This is a genomic window from Pulveribacter sp., assembly GCF_032079985.1.
Classification (GTDB): Bacteria; Pseudomonadota; Gammaproteobacteria; order Burkholderiales; family Burkholderiaceae_C; genus Melaminivora.
The window spans coordinates 24,458-40,125 of sequence record NZ_DAMATK010000006.1 but is presented as its reverse complement, the minus strand read 5'-3'; the positions used below and the strand labels follow the sequence as shown (position 1 = coordinate 40,125).

The window sequence follows — 15,668 nt, the reverse complement described above, 5'->3', positions numbered from 1 at the left end:
ATAGCACTCACGGCCGAGCACGGTGCGGCAACGCGCTGAATCCAACCACGGCCCTGCGATCTGGTCTAACCAACAAGAACGATGAAGTATGTCAACCGACCAGCTCGCTGGTATTGCCTTGCGCTTGTAGTCTTTGCCGCAGACCAGACTGCCAAGACCTGGATTCATCTGACCACCCTGCTCGGCTGGTCGCGCGAGGTCGCACCGTTCTTCAGCCTGGTCCACGTACTGAACCCCGGCGCGGCCTTCAGCTTCCTGGCCGGCACCGGCGGATGGCAACGCTGGTTCTTCCTGGCCATCGCCCTGGGCGCGTCGGCCTGGCTCGCTTGGCTGCTCGCCAAGCCGGTGCGCAGCCTCGAGGGCTTGGCTTATAGCCTCATCCTGGGCGGCGCCCTGGGCAATGCCTTCGACCGGGCTGTGCGCGGGTCCGTGATTGACTATCTGGACTTCCACCTGCACGGCTGGCACTGGCCGGCATTCAACATCGCCGACATGGCCATCGTTGGTGGCGCCGTTGGTCTCATTGCATCGTCAGTTCTGGGGCACCGCGAGGCAAACACATCCTCTCGAAGGCACACGTAACTGTTGCCGCTTAGCAGTCCCGACAACAAGGGAGCCCCCCAACCCGCGCGTGCAGGCGTGCTCTGCTGTGCGAAACTTCCTGATGACCAAAGGAATCATCGCGCTTGACGCTGACGGAGTCCTCCTGGACTACGGCTTGGCCTATGCCAGCGCTTGGCAGAAGGCGTTCGGCACGTACCCTGGCGAGCGCGATCCGCTCGCCTACTGGCCCATCGACAGATGGGAAGTGGAGCGAGTTGAAGGGGATAGGCTTGATCTGCTTCGGCGGGCCTTCGACAACGAGTTCTGGTCATCGATCCCGCCGGTTCCAGGAGCGATTGAGGCGTGCCACAAGCTCGCCGCGGCGGGCTACGAACTGGTATGCGTCACGGCCTTGCCTGCGGAATTCAGGGCAGCTCGCGAGCACAACCTGAGACTGCACGGATTCCCGATTCACCTGGTCCACGCCACCGACAACGTGGCAACGGCCGCGAGCCCTAAGGCCGACACGCTCAACTCCCTAAAGCCGATCGCCTTCGTCGACGACTACTTGCCGTACTTCGTGGGCGTCGATGCCGCGATCCATCGCGCATTGATTTTGCGTGGGATTACCGGGTCGCCCAACGCGGGCGACCTGTTGGTACACACGGATTCGCATCACGCCGACCTTCTTGCGTTTGCGAATTGGTGGTCGCAGCGCGCTGGTGATAAGTGCCGGTAACAGTTACTGCTGTTGAGAAACCATGCTGACCCTGAACGCGGACGAGCACCCCCTCATGCGCCGGATGCACAAACCCGACCCCAAGCGCCCCGCGTTCGACCAGGACAAGCGCAGCGTCATCCCCATCGAGCTCAGCGACGTGGACCAGTGGCTCCATGGGTCGCTGGAAGAGGCGAGCGCGTTGCTCAAGCTCGCTCCTGTAGAGGTGTTTCGCGCGCTGCCCTTGAGCTGAGACTGCGCGACTGACGCTGGCGCGCCAGGAGCGCTCAGTCCCGAACTCCTGTGTACCGCTAGTGCACCGCTAGTGAACCTTTGTAGCGTCTGCAGCACATGGCGCATCAACGTCGCCGCTTGTTGTGTACCGCTAGTGTACTTAGACCAATCTGGGGGTAGAGACCATCCGCTTCTGCCCTTGTGTACCGCTAGTGACCCGCTAGTGACCCGCTAGTGAACCTGGGAGCATTACAGGGCTCTCGCGGTTTATCCGGATAAACCATGGACGCAGCGCAGCCAATGGCAGGGAGGAAGTGCTCTAAACAGGACCGATTCGGACGCGTCTCGGCGCTGGTATTTGAGGACGACGCGATACATTGGAATTCCTCCCTCTTGGGGCGCATGCGCCCCTTATGGCAACCGCGCTCCGGCCTGGTTGCCTTTTTTTTGCACTCACTGAACAAGTCGTAGCCGTTGAGCCGAGAAGGCTGGCGAAAGACGACTAGCTCTGAACCGGTTTATCCGGATAAACCACGTCGTCCGAAGCCGACGTGAAGGGCTGCGCCCACGCCCTGACGACACCCGGTTTATCCGGATAAACCAGCCACGCGGCGCCCGACGTGAAGAGCTGCGGCCACGTCCTGGCGACTCTTGGTTTATCCGGATAAACCAGCCGACCGCTGCCGGTCGCTGGCGCCGCGCCAGGGCTCCAACCGGTGACGCCCTGAGCCGCCCGGAGCCGACGCGAAGTGCCATGCATCGCGCCCTGGCGGCGCCCGGTTTATCCGGATAAACCAGCCACGCGCCGCCGCCCGGAGCCGACGCGGAGTACCTCGCGTCGCACCTTGGCGGCATCCAATTTATCCGGATAAACCGGCCGCACGGCTCCCGACGTGAAGGGCCGCGCGTCGCCCTTGTAGACGCCCGGTTTATCCGGATAAACCACGCCGGGACGGCGCGGCCGGCGCGAACTCGCAGCATCCAGGATGCTAAGTCTAGGCCGGGTGGAGCCGATGGCGCCGCAATCGCTACGTTGGGTGCATGGCTCGCTCTGGTGTAGGGCGACCCCGGTTTATCCGGATAAACCAGTTGCAGTGGTGATGAGCGGCGGCAGGGCGCGACGCTGAGCATCTCTGTTCTTGGAGTCGAATCCAATCAGTTGCGATCCTTGGCGACCGTTGCTCGCGCCGGTTTATCCGGATAAACCGGTACGAGAGAGCGTGTGCGGCGCGAAGGGAGCACGTCCAGCTGCGGCCGTACCGACAGGCCTGCCAGGGTCAAGGCATGCCCGCTGCTGAATGCCGCAGCGCTTTAGCGGTTGGTTTATCCGGATAAATCACGCCGATGAGCAGCAAACATAGCCAGAGCAATGCGCGCCGCGGTTTATCTGGATAAACCGGGCCGGTGGCGCGCGTGAAACGCAAGAAGACTTTGGGCAAGATGTGTCGTTCGGCAGCGCTGACTGGCCCGTGCTACGTGTGAGAGCTATGCCAATAGGCATGCGCTCAGGTGCTCGCCAGAGTTGTTTATCCGGATAAACCAGGCACCTGCGGCTTGCGCCGGAAGCAAGGAAAGCTCCGGGCGTCAGCGACGACAGCCTGTCGGGCAGGCCAGAGCAAGGAGACGCGCATGCGCGGGGGCCGCGGCGGATCGGCGAGTCGGTTTATCCGGATAAACCGGGGTCGCGGATGAGCAGCAGCGCCAAAAGCATGAGCACCCTGGTGGCGCCAGGGATGACACAAGGCTCGGCAGTGCTACAGGCCATTGGTGTTCTCGACGGTTTATCCGGATAAACCAAGCAGGAGGCGTGCGAGCGGAGCGGGGGGGCGACATGGGCAAGCACCCGAGGCTCTGGAGCGATGTTGGTCATCGGCCTGGTTTATCCGGATAAACCGTTGATGCGGACGGCGCGCGGCAAGAGCACGGAGGACATGAGCACGTGCTCCCCCGAGGCAGGGCTCGAAGCTGCTGGAGGCGGCTCTACGGCGATGCAGTGCTGCACTGGTTTAACCGGATATACCAGGCCGTGAGGCGCTAGAGGCGCGTGCTTGGCAATCGCGTACCCCTGGCCCTCCGAGGCCATCCCGATCCTGGATACCGCGATGGACAGGATTGAACGGTGCAGGTTTATCCGGATAAACGTCCCTGGCCATCCTTGCCCGCGGTGGTCAGCGCCAGTTCTGACCTGGCACGTGATTTTCTCACCACCAGGCGCACATCGCGAATCTACCGTGCATTGCTAGTGCACCGCTAGTGACCCGCTAGTGAACTTGAAGCCTTGCGCGAGGTAGAGCGATAGCCCATCGAACAGTCTAATACGCAGCCAGTGTACCGCTAGTGACCCGCTAGTGTACTTTGACCAATTTCATCGTGTTGGCCGATGTTTTCTGTCCTTGTGTACCGCCAGTGCACCGCTAGTGAACCTGGGGGATGGTTGCTTTTCGCCAGGAAGAGATGGTCGATCGCCGTTCGGGCGATCCTGCCGCAGACACCGCAGACACCGCAGACACCGCAGACACCGCAGACACCGCAGACACTGCAGACACTGCAGAGGTCGCCGTTCCCTGAACCTGGCGGACCAGGGCGACCCGTCCGCTGCCGGCGTTGAGCACCTCGGACTGTCGTGCGGGCGGGGAGGGCGCAGAGGTGGGCAGCTGCTGGCGCATGCCGGCGCCACGGGGGCCAAGCGCCTGCAAGTCGTTGATTTCGCACGCGCCAGCCTTCCTGGGAAACGGTTCTGCAATTAACTTGGCAATCACGATAATTGCAGTTATCGTTAGTCATATGAGTGAGCAAAACGAGACCGACGCACAGCACGCCTCCGCTCCAGATGCGGCCAAGCCTGCCTTCGCCCTGCAGCAGCCCGTTGCCCAGTGGTGGCCACAGGTGCGCGCCGCGTTCGGCGCCGCCCGCACCGCGCTGGCGCCGCGCCAGCGCATCTACTGGCGCAAGAGCGAGCACGAGGTGCAACCCGCCGTGCTCCTGCGCTTTGGCCCCAAACGTGCGCTGATTGAGCTGCGCGAGCCAGAACGGTACGTGCGTAGCAGCTGGTTGCGACACGAGCGCTGGGTGGATCCGCAGGCGCTGGCGCCTCGCGTGCTGCCGCACCGGGAATTCGGCGAGCCGCTGGAGCTGCACGACCACGGGCATCACATTGCGGCCTGGCGCCATCCGGCGCGCGGCCATGCGGCCTTCCCGGACGGCGTGTGGTACGGCCAGATCGATGGCACCGTCACGGGCGCGCCCTGCGCCAGCGAGCAAGTCGCCATGCACCAGGCCTGGACGGCGCTCACACGCGGCGGCTGGCGCACGCACCTGATCTCACAAAAGGACGCTCTGCAGCGCCAGCTTGCCTCGGCCGCACCAGGGCGCGCACAAGAGCTCGCCGAACAGCTGCAGGGCCTGTGCCAGAACCTGGCCAAGCTGGACACGCTCGAAGCCCTCCAGGCGGGCCAGCCGCAGGCTGTGGAGATCGAGCGCGGCAACCCCGAGCGCGGGCCAGCAACGGGCGCCGGTTTCGGCCGCCGTGTGCCGGCGCTGCTGCTGCGTTGCGAGGGACACCAGGTGCTGTGCCGCCTGGTGCAGGACGATCCGCATGCCGTGGCGGCGCCCTCACGCGCTGGCCAGGAAGGCTGGTGGGAAGCGAGACAAATTCGCTGGCTCGCCGGCGATGGCCAGCGGCCTGCTACTGCGCAGCCCGCAACGGCAGGAGCAGCGTGATGGGAACGCGCGCAGGCCAAGGCTACGGCGCCGCCAAGCCCAAGCGGGCCACCTGTCCGCAGTGCGGCAAAAAGGGCGTCAAGCAGTGGTACGCCAGCGCGGGCAGCCTGTACCGGGACTGCCAGTATTGCCAGCACACCTGGGGCGAGCTCAGCTGGCAGATCGCCCGGCAGGCGCAGCCATCCCACGCCGCGTTGTTCCCCCAGGCATTGAAGCCATCCATGCGTGATCGCCCGCTCACGCCGCAGCAGTTGGCCCTGCTCAAGACCGTGGCGCTCGTGCAGACCATGGGGGAAGGAACGGGTTGGCTGCGGCCCCGGCCGCGCCAGACGCTCAGCGCCAAGGGTCTGGAGCTGCGCGGCCTGGTGCAGCGCAGCGACGCAGGGGACTGCCGCCTCACGCCGGCAGGCGGGGATTTTCTTGCCGCATCTCAGCCGAGCGCTGCAGCTGGCCAATAGGAGCGCCACCATGGGAGTTGCAGCACAGCACCGGGGCAACGCCGTGATTGCCCGCAACGCACGCGCGGAGCTGAGCGAGCGCCGGCAGCGCCAGGAGCTGGCGCGCGTGGCGCAAATCAGCGAGGACTGCGAGGTGTTTGCCCGCCTGGCCATGGAGTATCTGGTCGAGCCGCGCGGGCTGCGCGAGGCTGCCGTGCTGCGCGCGCGCCAGCGCCGCGGCTGGGCCAAGCGCGAGCAGGCCGTGATCGCTGCGCACAACGCCTGGGTCGATGCCGACCGCCGCAGCACGCCAGCCGTCGCCGCGGCGAGCGTGCGCCGTGCGCAGGCGCTGCACGCCCTGCTGGTGTATGCGCTGGGCGACTGGACCATCCCGCAGCACATTGCCGTGCCGCGTGCGGCGCGCTCGTGCTGAAACTGGACAACCCACATCCCCGCGCAATGGCATTGCCAATCGGACGAATGCCAATACAACGTTTACGAAACGGCACTTCAATTCATATTACGCGCGGGTCATTCTCTGGAATTCATTCACAAGAATAATCGGTTCTTAATGCGTTGCAACTGAGCTACTAGATTAAGTATTTAATGCACCCTCTTGATCCCTTGAATATAATTGGCGCAGTTAATGGGAGTCCATCATGGGTCGCAATCATTCTGTCGCGCTGAATGTGTTTTACCGGGTTTGGCCCGATGGCACGGTGCAGGCCGTCTCCGATGGCCCGCCTCTGCCCTGGAAGGGCGGCGACTACAAGGTGGTCGAGGCATTGGATGAGGCCAGTGCGCTGGAGCGGGGCCTGGCGTCGGGCTGGCTGTGACGGAGCACGTCGTGGAGCTGCAGCTGAGCGACGAGCAGGCGCGCGCCATCTATTGCCAGGCTATCGACCTATTGGCGGACGATGGCAATGGCGAGCACTGGTGGCGCGAAGTCTGCAAGGAAATGCGGCAGGTGGACGCTGCGCCTGACGCCCCTGCCGCCGCGCGCATCATCGAATGGTGGCACGACGACTGGGCGCGCGCGGGTGATTGCGCATTGAGCGCCGCGCTCAGGGTCAGGCAGGCGGCTGCCGCCACTTACACAACTGGCATTCAAAACAATTCGAAGGGGTAAATCATGGATATGGCCAAACTCAAAATGATTGCGTATTCGGCGCATGTATGCGGCTTTCTGGCAGTGCTGCTGGGTTTTCTGACACTCAACGGCGTCATCCCGCTGTCGCTCATCAGCCAGACGGAGGCCGTGCTGGGGTTGGGTGTAGGCTCGGGCACCCTCTACCTCGGGCACCGGCTGCTCAAGGTGTTGAACGGCCTGGGTGGCTGACGCGCGGGAGGATTGCCATGCACAAGCCGCCAACGGCCACCGTCATCCTGACCGACGCCCAAGGGCTGGCCGATAACGACACGCCCGCCTTCCTCGTGCTGCAGATCTCCCGCGCCGAGGTCGAGGCGGGCAACATCGCCAGCACCCTGGAGCGCCTGCATGTGGTCGCAGAAACCCGCGAAAGCGTGCTGCGCTACCGCGAGTCGCTGGTGTTTCAGGTGCTGGGCTACGATGATGACCCCAGGGAGCTGCCCGAGATCGCGCAGGTGCGCCAGTTCTTCGCGCGTCTGGTGCGCGAATGGCCGCACTGGCTGTGGTTCCTCACGCGTGACATGGGCGCCGTCGCGCTCCTGTTCGCACTGCTGTGCCGCGTGCAGATCCACCGCAAGGGAGAGCTGACGGGCACGGAGTTCCTGGACAGGGCCGAGCTGGTCCGATGTTTCAACGACATGGCCAGCCGCAGCACGTCCATGGCCCAGGCCTTCGCGTTGGACCCGAAGGAGTTCGCTGCCTCGCTTGAAAGTGCAGCGCGGGAGCTGGCAGGCGAGGGCGGCGCAGAGGGCGCGCCGTGATCGACCGCCTCGTGACGCCCGCCAATGCCCCGCGTGGCCACGGCGTGCCGCCGCACGGCGGTCTGGGCAATGGGTTGGCGCTGGAGTGGTGAGGCCCCATGCACCAGCACATCGAGACGGCGCCCATACCCGCCCCGCCCTCGCCTGCGCTGCCCTCTTCGCGGGGCGCCGCGCCCGCATGTTCGCTACCCGTGGGCGCCGAGGGATGGAATCCGGCCCTGGTGGGCGCTTTCCGCAAAGGCATGGCGGCGTTCCATGCGGGAGAGGACCGCAGCTGCTGCCCCTACGCCGACAAGCGCAAGGCCAGCGGCAGGCTGAGCTGGTCGCGCGCGTTCATTCGCGCCTGGGACGATGGCTGGCTGTGGGCGCAGCACCTGGCCAACCAGCTGTCGCTGTTTTGAGCCGCCATGAGCACTGAACGAGATCCACCACCGCAGACGACACTACCCGTTCCGCACCTGCCGGACAGCGATGCAGGCACGCCGCAAACGCAACCGCGCCGGTTTGTCCCAGAGATCCCCGGTGAGGACCAGACGATCATCCCGGGCGGTCCCGCCCGCGGCCCCGCGCGCCGTAGGGGCAGGCCCGCTGGCTCCAAAACACGTATCACCCACGAGCGCCTCACGGCCGATGAGTTCGCAGTGCTGCGCGCCGTCACGCAAGGCGTGGACATCGGCGTGGCCGCGCGCCAGTACCTGCTGTGGCCAGGGCGCGTGCCCGAGCGCCACAACCTGATAGCCCAGTACCGCACGCTCTTGCGGCGCATCGCGGCGGCGGCGACTGCCCTGCCCGACAGCCAGACGTCCCGCCACAAGGCCGCCGAGTTGCTGCGCCACCAGCGCGCGGCCGGCAAGGCTTCTCCAGAAGACGTTGCACAGAAGTCCGGCGGGGCGCTGCCGGCGCCCAGTGCGAGTGCTGCGCCCCCTGCCCCAGCTCCTGCTGCTCAACCTATCGCTCGCCCCACCCTGCCCACTTTGGACGAGTTCGCCGAGCGCTTCGATGAGGGTATGTTCAGCGAAGCCGAACTGCTGGAGCTGTACCAGGAGGAATTCGCCGAGCAGCTGCAAGCGCAGGCTCCCGCCAAGGCCGCGCCCGCCGCAGCGAGCGCTGGCGCCGACGCCGCGCCGCGGCCAGGGCTTTCTGCTGCCGATCGCATCGCGCGCGCGCTGGAGGCCATCGACTGGCTGGACCGGCACCTGGGCGCCAGACCCGATCGCACGCAGCACGTGGACCAGTGGGTGCGCTTGACGCTCAAGCAGCGCGTGGCCCTGCGCGAGATCGGCGTCATCACGCTGGGCAACCTGGTCGATTGGATGTCGCTGCGTGGCCAGCAGTGGTACCGCAAGCTCCCCGGCTTTGGCCAGGTGCGCGCGCAGGCGCTGTGGGCGTGGCTGCAGCGCTGGGCAATCGCGCCTGCGCTGGGCCTGGCGCGGGTGGACAGTCCGCAGCAGCTGCCCGCAGTGGTGCAGGGCATGGCGCCGATGCTGCAGATGCGCTGGCCAGCCGAGCTCGATGGCACACATGGCAAGTTCCGCTCCCCGCGCGAAAACGCCCTGGACGCGGGCAACGACCTGCAGGCAGTGCAGGCCTGGTTTGCGCTGATCCGCGACAAGTCGCCCGCCACGCAGACCGCGTATCGGCGTGCCATCGAGCGCTTGGTGCTGTGGGCCGTGCACGAGCGCGGCCAGGCGCTGTCGTCGCTGTCGCAGGCGGACATGCTGGAGCTGCGCGCGTTCTTGACCAATCCGCCAGCGCACTGGATTCAGGAGCCGCGCGCCGAGCGGCTGAAGGATGCCGCTTCGTGGCGCCCGCTGCGCGGGCCGCTCAACGAGCAAAGCCTGCGCCTCACCTTTGCCGCGATCAGTGCGATGTACGAGCACTGGCGCGAGAGCGACTACATCACCATCAACCCGGCGCGGCGCGTGCAGGCGCGCCGCGATGAGGCCACGATGGACGTGGCACGCTCGTTCACCAAGCGCGATCTGCAGGTGATGGCCGAGACCTTGCACGACATGGACGATGGCCCGCAGCGCAGGCGCTTGCGTGCGCTCTTGATGCTGCTGGAGATGTCAGGTCTGCGGCGAGAGGAAGTGACCACCGCCACCTGGGGCCAGGTGAGCCAGGCCGTGGTCGATGGCCAGCGCACCGAAGACCGCGTGCTCAAAGTGCTGGGCAAGGGGCGACGCGTGCGCAACGTCCCGCTCAATGGCCAAATCGTCCAGGCCCTCATGGAGCACCGCGCCGATCGCCAGCAGCTGATGCTGGACGGGCGACTGGAGCGCTATGCCGGGGTCGATGAGGACGCGCTGCCCCTGATCGGGGTGCTGGACGAGCGTGCACCTGGCCCTCGCCCGCAGCACCAGCTGGCCATCGCGCAGGGTCAAGAGGCCATGGAAGAGCCCAACGGGGCGTTGTCGGCGTCCTCGATCTACGCGCTGCTCAAAGCCTTCTGGGCCAAGTGCTCCGTCGTTGCCGGCGAAAACCCAGATGACCCGCACACTACGTTCAAGCGCGCATCGCCGCACTGGTTGCGCCACACGTGTGCGCACAAGCTCTTGCGCGCATCAGACAAGGATCTGCCGCTGGTGCAGGCCATCTTGGGGCACAAGTCGATCACAACCACGGCCATCTATGTAAAAGCGGACATGGCCGATCGCATTGAGGCGGTGAAGGCGATCAGCTCTGGGCTATGAAATGCACTACTCCACCCTATTCGCTGCGAAGGATGGATTTCCGAGGGAGGCATAGCCGTACGTTGACGCTGGTGGCGCGATAACATAGCGCCGATATCATATATCTGTAAAATTGAAAAATTGATACCTATAGGGATGGGTGGAATTGATAAATTGAAGTGAGATGAATATCTTATGTATGTGTATTATGAATGACCTCAAAAGATTCAAGACATGCGGTTAGTAAATATCCTTTCTTTACAACCGTGTGGTGGTAATCACGACCAACCCAAATAAGATTGCCGGAAGCTTTTATTGTTGAGTTTATATTAAATTGTTTATCTTCAGGAAGTCGTTTTAGAGCATTATATATTTTATAATCTGATCTTCTATAGCCATCAGTATTTCTATCCTCTTCTTCAATAAGGGGCAGGGCTACATGGGCGTGAGTAATGGTGTTTCCTGAATTAATCTCAATATGAAGATGAAGGGCGTCCGTTTTAAGCATTTTATAACCATCGTCTTCAATATTTTCTTCTGGAAGAAACCCGACTACGTCAAAGCTACGGTACCATATTGATACAACTTTTCCCTGCAAGGAAAAAAAGTTATCAACATAATGATAATAATCATGCATTTCCCATTCTAAAGATTCTATACCATCTCCTTTGAAATCTTGATCGTTATGATTATCATAACGAATTTCATACTTGAAAACTGGAGTCTGCTTTATAGCCCCTGTCACCAAATCCGAAAGTTGGAGAATAGGGGATTTGCTCTTTAATTCTTTCTCTGCAAGCTCGAGTTCTATTTGTTTTTTTACGAGAAGGCGGCGCTTTATTAGCGCTTCGTGTTCTCTCTTGCGTTTTTTCTCCATAGAACTCTCATATAGTTTTTGCCTTTCTCTTTTTTTCGATGATTCATTAATCATTTTTATAATGGAGCCTATCCCAAATCCTATTGCTCCGGCTGCGAATAATAGAATTAAAACCATTAATTAACCTCGATAGTAATATTAGTTTGAATCTAAGAGGGATTACTGATGTGCAATATAATCAGAGTATTGAATTTTGATAGTTGGAAAAATTGAGCTATTAAACTTATTCATGCATAGGGAGCAGACGCTGGAGCCGTCCTGACTGGTTCGTGAGGTACGTGTGTTACAGCGGTGCGTCGGCAACCCTGGGGTCCGGCTGAAACGCCCGGCGCCAATGGGCTAACGGACGGTGGCTGTGTCCTCGACTTCATAAACACTGGGCTTCTCGCGGATCGAATGTTAGTTCGTAGGGCCCCTCACACTTAAGGAGAAGCTGGCACTGTTTCGTAGCCATTCTCACGTCATCTTTAGGACGCTATCGCTTACCCGGCTGGAAACTCTCGATATATTTCTGAAAGAGCTCGCGGTTGTCCAGCAGCTGCTGAGGTTGCAGCTTGCCTCGGCGCATGTTCAGGTCCAGCAGATCCATTTGTGCGCGAGCGTAGCCAGTTGCAGCAGCGTCCTGCAGCAGATTCTCCGCGCGCTGCAAATCGCGCGATACGCCGCGCGGCCCCTCAATAAGCAGCTCAGCCAGCAGGGTCTGCGCGAGCGGGAAGCGCCGTTCGGCAGCCCTGGCCAAGTAACCTACTGCCCGAGGCGGATCTACTGGAGCGACGCTCTTGTCCTTCACAGTGGACTGCGCCTCCAGACCATAGGCGCTGCGCGTGATACGGGTTTTGGGCGCACCGTTGGCCGAGTACACGCTGCCGAGGATAGTGAGCGCCATCACATCGCCAGCAGCCGCACGCTGCTCCAGCACGGCCTTACTGTTGATGTCAAAGTTCATCACGGCGAGATACACCTGCTCTTCGAGCTGTGCGAGGTTATCGTTCCAAAAACGGACCGGAACGGCGGGTGGCGGTGCGTCGATGCCGCCGCGCGTGCGCCCGACATTCGCAGCCGCGGCCTGGACAGGAAGGGCCAAGCCAGCTTGCTCGCTGCTGGCAAGGCGCACATCGCCTATCAGCCCGCTGTTGACCCATGGCACCTGTGTGTCGCCCGTCTGGGCACTCACATCGCGCTGGGTAGCTTCGACAATTTGCTTCAGAGACAGCTCAGAGCGGCCCAGGTAGCGATTGAAGACACCGCTGAAGTCACTGTTGACACCCGTGCCGTCCCGCGCCAATGCGCCGGGTGCGGTAGCGTAGAAGGTGAGCATGCCGCGCGCGGCGCGCGGCGCCGGCGCCATGCCTTGCTGGGGCATGCCACGCAGGAGAGGGTTGCGGCAGGCATCCACCACGATCACCGACACCCCCGTGCCCTGGCGTAGCAGCGATTCGACCCAGCGCAGCGAGATGCCCTGGCGCTTCAGGTTCAGCGAAGTGGCAGTAGCCAGCTGCTGGTCCACTGCCAGCAGGTAGTTGATGTTTTCCACCGCAATGCCATGCCCGGCGTAGAAAAACAGGGCGATGTCCGCGCCCCGTGCAGCTTGGCCGAAGGCTTCCAGGTCAGCTTTGAATTGCGCGGTATTGCGGTCGGTGACCAGGCTCGTCTGGAAGCCGAGCTTGCGCAGAGTGGCTGCTGTGAGGGTGGCGTCGGCGACCGGATTTTTAAGCCGCTCGGGGCCTATGTAGTCGGCATTGCCCACCGCCAGTGCCACCTTGTGTGCTGGAGCTGCAAGAGCCTGAGCAGACAAGCTGCCAAAACCGGCGCCTGCGGCGAAGCTCGCGAGAGACTGGATGAAGTGGCGGCGGGTCATGGCAGCTAGGGGGCGGATTCGAGGTTCAGGACGGCTCAGGTGCAAAGGGGCGTTGGTAGCAGATCTGCAACATCTGCCTTACCTGCGGTCCGGTGCCAGGGCCGAAATGAAAGGGACTCTCAGCCTGGGTGCCGGCCCTGCCTCGGGCAAGGTCAGCAAGGGCGCATGCAGCGCTGAAATCAAGGTGCGTGGTTCGGGACAGGTCAATGGCATGGGTGCCGGCCGTCTGCTTCCACTGCCGCATGCGACCGCCAATGTTCAGGAAATGCAGGCGCCCGCCCAGCGGCGTGCCCTCCGGCGCGGGCTCGGATGGCATTCGCAGCAGTCCCGCCAGCGAGCAGGCTACGGCCACGCCGAAGCCCACCGACACCGCCAGCCGCGACTGCGGGCTCAACGCCATCAGCATCGCCGCGCCCAACGCCAGCGCAAACACCCATACCGCACCGGCCAGTGTGGTGCGGGCCTGGGCTGCGCCCAGCCCGGCACGCCACAGCAGCACGGATTTTTCGTCGATCATCTCTATGGACACCACTACCAGAGCGCCCGCGATGGCCGCCTTGGGCAGGTAGTCCAGCAGCGGCCACTGCAGGACCACCAGTAGCACGAGCAGCACCAGCAGTACGGCGGCGTGCGAGAACGCAGGCAGGCGCCCGCTGGTAGGGCGAAGCTCCGCCACCATACGACTGCGCGACAGCGACAGCGAGATAGGGAGCAGCCCAAGGACGCCGCCGACCAGGTTGCCAACGCCCGTGGCCAGCAGTTCGCGCGAGGTATCGGCATCAGGTCGCCCCTCGTCGCTGGCGAGCGAGGAGGCTGCCGATACCGTATCGATGAGGCACAACAAGGCCAGGACAACACTGCCTGCCAGCAAGGTGAGCAGCACTTCGGCATGGGCCAGCGCAGGCAGCACCTGTGCTGGCCAGCGCCAGGCGCCCATCAGCGCATCGCGCAGGCCGCCACCTTGTATCTGGCCAATAGCGCCACACAAGGCCGGGGTGGGCGCCACGGTGCGCCATACGAAATACACCAGGCTGCCGCACGCCAGCGCCACACACAGCCGCGCGCGGTGCGGCAGGCTTCCCGGGCGCACGCCGTGTTTCAGGCCGAAGGCTACGCACACGACCGTCGCCGCCACCGCCAGTGCGGGCCAGGCAACGCCCGGGCCGCAGGCGTTCAACCCGGCAACCTGCCCGGAAATGGTGGTCGTGGCCACAATGAAGGCCAGGGCGCCGAGCGCGGGCACGGACATCAGCGCACGAAGCCGGTCTTCCCAGCCGAATCGGCACACAAGGATCAGCCATGCGCCCGACATCGACACACTCAGCGATGCAACGGCGAACGCCAGCAGCGCGCCTCCCCCTTTGAGCAGGGGCAGGGCAGAGGCATAGTCCAAGATGGCCGCATAGCAGACCACCGACAAAAAGCGTGGCCCTGTGAGCGGGTTGCGGCGTGAGGAGAGTCGCAGCGTGAGCAGGGTCCCGAAGACGGCCGTGGCCAACGCTGTCACGGATCCTGTATTGAAGGCCCTGTTGGCGATAGCACCCTGGCCCAAGTATTCGCCCAGATAGATGAGTGCCGCTAGCGCGCCGATCGCTATGTCGGCGCCACGGCTGGCACCAGAAGCTATCGCCCCTGAGACGTGCGCCGGCATCAGGCTGCCCCTCCCGTTGGACACAGCGGATTCACGCGCACTTGGTCGGCTAGAGGCCCTAGCGCCTGGCGCAATGCATCGGTGTCCAGCTGGGGAACCGACAGCTCGAAGGCGCCACGTGCATTGGGGCCGGCAACGATCTGTGCATCGAAGTTCAGCGCCCACTGGCGCAGACCAGCCAAATCGGTATTTGGCGCGAACACAACCTCGAATCCGCCGCAGGACCCCCGCTCTCCCCGGGTCGCTGCACCTGGCTGGCCGGCTGGCCCCCAGAGCAGCGGCAGCATCGCCACCAGCAGCCCCAGCTGAACCATCAGCAGCGCCAGCATGATTGTTGTGCGGGCGCTCAGCCAGTCGGCCAACGCGCTCAACCAGCCCTCTCCCTTGGAAGCCTTGTCCGCTACCATGCATCCACCCTTTTCCATTCTCTGGTCGCGGTGGAATATAGCGGAGCGCCGGGCCTGAAACCTGACGCCCGCACGACCGTTGTCCAGGGCGTTTAACAGACCAGCACCCCGGGCGGCACGCTGGATTCCAGCCACGCCTGGGCATCCTTCACGGCGGCGCTGGGCGCCACCTGTCGGAACAGGATGTCCTGCAGGCCGCCGATGTACTGCTCCGTCGTGCGAGTGGTGGTGATCAACAGCAGCGCAGTCTGCTCCGCGCTCAGCCGCCCGTCTGCGAGGAATGTAGCGTTGCGCATGCTCATCTCGCCATCGCGCACATCGAGCTCGAAACAGCCGGTCTTGAGAAAATAGTTGATGCGTGTGAAGTAGTCCTTCACAGCGTCAAGTTGCTCAGGTTGGGCGCTAAATGGCAGGCGGCACGACAACTGCACCGTGTGCTCGTCACAAGTGAACACCAGCAGCAGCGACGCGCGCCCCGTGTTGAAGCCGAGCACCAACACATCTTCGTTGTCGCTATGTCGCGCGTACTTAATTGTGTTCTGTTCGAGATAGGTAATCAAATCTTGGGTCGATTGCTTCATGCGGCACTCCTGAAATAGTCTGGATGCACAGCAATCGTCCCAGCCCGGCGGTGGGTTCG

At 63.1% G+C, this 15,668-nt stretch carries 18 protein-coding genes; 12 read left to right on the top strand and 6 right to left on the bottom strand.

The genetic code is table 11. The features are described 5' to 3' along the window. Nucleotides 1–81 precede the first annotated feature (81 nt). The 3 genes from lspA (at nucleotide 82) to RT282_RS14575 (ending at nucleotide 1,514) form a co-directional block, all read left to right on the top strand. Entirely contained in the window at nucleotides 82–582 is a 501-nt protein-coding gene (gene lspA / locus RT282_RS14585) for a signal peptidase II (protein ID WP_020228493.1), read from the top strand. Between the two features lie 82 nt (nucleotides 583–664). Next, nucleotides 665–1,282, top strand: a complete 618-nt coding sequence (locus tag RT282_RS14580; RefSeq protein ID WP_020228492.1) for a 5' nucleotidase, NT5C type — start codon at nucleotides 665–667, stop codon at nucleotides 1,280–1,282. A 22-nt stretch (nucleotides 1,283–1,304) separates the two neighbouring features. Further along, nucleotides 1,305–1,514 (top strand): hypothetical protein, encoded by a 210-nt coding sequence (locus tag RT282_RS14575; RefSeq protein ID WP_313315392.1) that lies wholly within the window; start codon nucleotides 1,305–1,307, stop codon nucleotides 1,512–1,514. 1,258 nt (nucleotides 1,515–2,772) lie between these two features. Here the strand turns inward: RT282_RS14575 and RT282_RS14570 are convergent. Then, nucleotides 2,773–2,934, bottom strand: coding sequence for a hypothetical protein (locus tag RT282_RS14570; RefSeq protein WP_313315390.1), 162 nt, complete (start codon nucleotides 2,932–2,934; stop codon nucleotides 2,773–2,775). Nucleotides 2,935–4,279: 1,345 nt separating this feature from the next. Here RT282_RS14570 and RT282_RS14565 point away from each other — a divergent pair. From RT282_RS14565 to RT282_RS14525, 9 genes are all read left to right on the top strand, one after another. Continuing rightward, nucleotides 4,280–5,215 carry a hypothetical protein gene (locus RT282_RS14565; protein WP_313315387.1) on the top strand — a complete coding sequence of 312 codons (936 nt, stop codon included), beginning with the start codon at nucleotides 4,280–4,282 and terminating at the stop codon, nucleotides 5,213–5,215. Then, entirely contained in the window at nucleotides 5,215–5,673 is a 459-nt protein-coding gene (locus RT282_RS14560; protein WP_313315384.1) for a hypothetical protein, read from the top strand. The genes RT282_RS14565 and RT282_RS14560 overlap by 1 nt, the downstream gene beginning before the upstream one ends. 10 nt (nucleotides 5,674–5,683) lie before the next feature. Further along, nucleotides 5,684–6,085: a hypothetical protein gene (locus tag RT282_RS14555; protein WP_313315380.1), complete on the top strand. Its 402-nt coding sequence runs from the start codon at nucleotides 5,684–5,686 to the stop codon at nucleotides 6,083–6,085. Nucleotides 6,086–6,311: 226 nt separating this feature from the next. Continuing rightward, nucleotides 6,312–6,488 carry a hypothetical protein gene (locus tag RT282_RS14550; RefSeq protein WP_313315378.1) on the top strand — a complete coding sequence of 59 codons (177 nt, stop codon included), beginning with the start codon at nucleotides 6,312–6,314 and terminating at the stop codon, nucleotides 6,486–6,488. An 11-nt stretch (nucleotides 6,489–6,499) separates the two neighbouring features. Continuing rightward, nucleotides 6,500–6,781 (top strand): hypothetical protein, encoded by a 282-nt coding sequence (locus tag RT282_RS14545; protein ID WP_313315375.1) that lies wholly within the window; start codon nucleotides 6,500–6,502, stop codon nucleotides 6,779–6,781. A gap of 9 nt (nucleotides 6,782–6,790) precedes the next feature. After that, on the top strand, nucleotides 6,791–6,991 hold the full coding sequence (locus RT282_RS14540) for a hypothetical protein (protein ID WP_313315372.1): 201 nt from the start codon (nucleotides 6,791–6,793) through the stop codon (nucleotides 6,989–6,991). Between the two features lie 17 nt (nucleotides 6,992–7,008). Continuing rightward, a complete protein-coding gene (locus RT282_RS14535; RefSeq protein ID WP_313315367.1) occupies nucleotides 7,009–7,563 on the top strand; it encodes a chlororespiratory reduction 6 domain-containing protein in 555 nt (184 codons plus the stop codon). 98 nt (nucleotides 7,564–7,661) lie between these two features. After that, nucleotides 7,662–7,964, top strand: coding sequence for a hypothetical protein (locus RT282_RS14530; RefSeq protein WP_313315364.1), 303 nt, complete (start codon nucleotides 7,662–7,664; stop codon nucleotides 7,962–7,964). Nucleotides 7,965–7,970: 6 nt separating this feature from the next. After that, nucleotides 7,971–10,256, top strand: coding sequence for a tyrosine-type recombinase/integrase (locus RT282_RS14525; protein ID WP_313315361.1), 2,286 nt, complete (start codon nucleotides 7,971–7,973; stop codon nucleotides 10,254–10,256). Nucleotides 10,257–10,428: 172 nt separating this feature from the next. Here the strand turns inward: RT282_RS14525 and RT282_RS14520 are convergent, their stop codons facing one another. The 5 genes from RT282_RS14520 to RT282_RS14500 form a co-directional block, all read right to left on the bottom strand. Continuing rightward, the gene (locus tag RT282_RS14520) at nucleotides 10,429–11,229 is read right to left on the bottom strand and encodes a hypothetical protein (RefSeq protein WP_313315358.1); all 801 of its coding nucleotides are present in this window, start codon (nucleotides 11,227–11,229) and stop codon (nucleotides 10,429–10,431) included. A 358-nt stretch (nucleotides 11,230–11,587) separates the two neighbouring features. Further along, nucleotides 11,588–12,970, bottom strand: coding sequence for a caspase family protein (locus tag RT282_RS14515; RefSeq protein WP_313315355.1), 1,383 nt, complete (start codon nucleotides 12,968–12,970; stop codon nucleotides 11,588–11,590). A gap of 25 nt (nucleotides 12,971–12,995) precedes the next feature. Beyond that, nucleotides 12,996–14,621: a SulP family inorganic anion transporter gene (locus RT282_RS14510; protein WP_313315352.1), complete on the bottom strand. Its 1,626-nt coding sequence runs from the start codon at nucleotides 14,619–14,621 to the stop codon at nucleotides 12,996–12,998. Continuing rightward, the gene (locus tag RT282_RS14505) at nucleotides 14,621–15,028 is read right to left on the bottom strand and encodes a hypothetical protein (protein ID WP_313315349.1); all 408 of its coding nucleotides are present in this window, start codon (nucleotides 15,026–15,028) and stop codon (nucleotides 14,621–14,623) included. Before RT282_RS14505 ends, RT282_RS14510 begins: the two co-directional genes overlap by 1 nt. Before the next feature lie 92 nt (nucleotides 15,029–15,120). Next, the gene (locus RT282_RS14500; RefSeq protein ID WP_313315347.1) at nucleotides 15,121–15,609 is read right to left on the bottom strand and encodes a YbjN domain-containing protein; all 489 of its coding nucleotides are present in this window, start codon (nucleotides 15,607–15,609) and stop codon (nucleotides 15,121–15,123) included. Between the last annotated feature and the right edge of the window lie 59 nt (nucleotides 15,610–15,668).

What these genes read in the sequence shown, in the direction of transcription:
- RT282_RS14530 (WP_313315364.1), top strand. Translation starts at nt 7,662, where the DNA reads ATGCACCAGCACATCGAGACGGCGCCCATACCCGCCCCGCCCTCGCCT.
- lspA (WP_020228493.1), top strand. Translation starts at nt 82, where the DNA reads ATGAAGTATGTCAACCGACCAGCTCGCTGGTATTGCCTTGCGCTTGTA.
- RT282_RS14515 (WP_313315355.1), bottom strand. Translation starts at nt 12,970, where the DNA reads ATGACCCGCCGCCACTTCATCCAGTCTCTCGCGAGCTTCGCCGCAGGC.
- RT282_RS14565 (WP_313315387.1), top strand. Translation starts at nt 4,280, where the DNA reads ATGAGTGAGCAAAACGAGACCGACGCACAGCACGCCTCCGCTCCAGAT.
- RT282_RS14540 (WP_313315372.1), top strand. Translation starts at nt 6,791, where the DNA reads ATGGCCAAACTCAAAATGATTGCGTATTCGGCGCATGTATGCGGCTTT.
- RT282_RS14505 (WP_313315349.1), bottom strand. Translation starts at nt 15,028, where the DNA reads ATGGTAGCGGACAAGGCTTCCAAGGGAGAGGGCTGGTTGAGCGCGTTG.
- RT282_RS14510 (WP_313315352.1), bottom strand. Translation starts at nt 14,621, where the DNA reads ATGCCGGCGCACGTCTCAGGGGCGATAGCTTCTGGTGCCAGCCGTGGC.
- RT282_RS14555 (WP_313315380.1), top strand. Translation starts at nt 5,684, where the DNA reads ATGGGAGTTGCAGCACAGCACCGGGGCAACGCCGTGATTGCCCGCAAC.
- RT282_RS14575 (WP_313315392.1), top strand. Translation starts at nt 1,305, where the DNA reads ATGCTGACCCTGAACGCGGACGAGCACCCCCTCATGCGCCGGATGCAC.
- RT282_RS14520 (WP_313315358.1), bottom strand. Translation starts at nt 11,229, where the DNA reads ATGGTTTTAATTCTATTATTCGCAGCCGGAGCAATAGGATTTGGGATA.
- RT282_RS14560 (WP_313315384.1), top strand. Translation starts at nt 5,215, where the DNA reads ATGGGAACGCGCGCAGGCCAAGGCTACGGCGCCGCCAAGCCCAAGCGG.
- RT282_RS14500 (WP_313315347.1), bottom strand. Translation starts at nt 15,609, where the DNA reads ATGAAGCAATCGACCCAAGATTTGATTACCTATCTCGAACAGAACACA.
- RT282_RS14525 (WP_313315361.1), top strand. Translation starts at nt 7,971, where the DNA reads ATGAGCACTGAACGAGATCCACCACCGCAGACGACACTACCCGTTCCG.
- RT282_RS14535 (WP_313315367.1), top strand. Translation starts at nt 7,009, where the DNA reads ATGCACAAGCCGCCAACGGCCACCGTCATCCTGACCGACGCCCAAGGG.
- RT282_RS14580 (WP_020228492.1), top strand. Translation starts at nt 665, where the DNA reads ATGACCAAAGGAATCATCGCGCTTGACGCTGACGGAGTCCTCCTGGAC.
- RT282_RS14550 (WP_313315378.1), top strand. Translation starts at nt 6,312, where the DNA reads ATGGGTCGCAATCATTCTGTCGCGCTGAATGTGTTTTACCGGGTTTGG.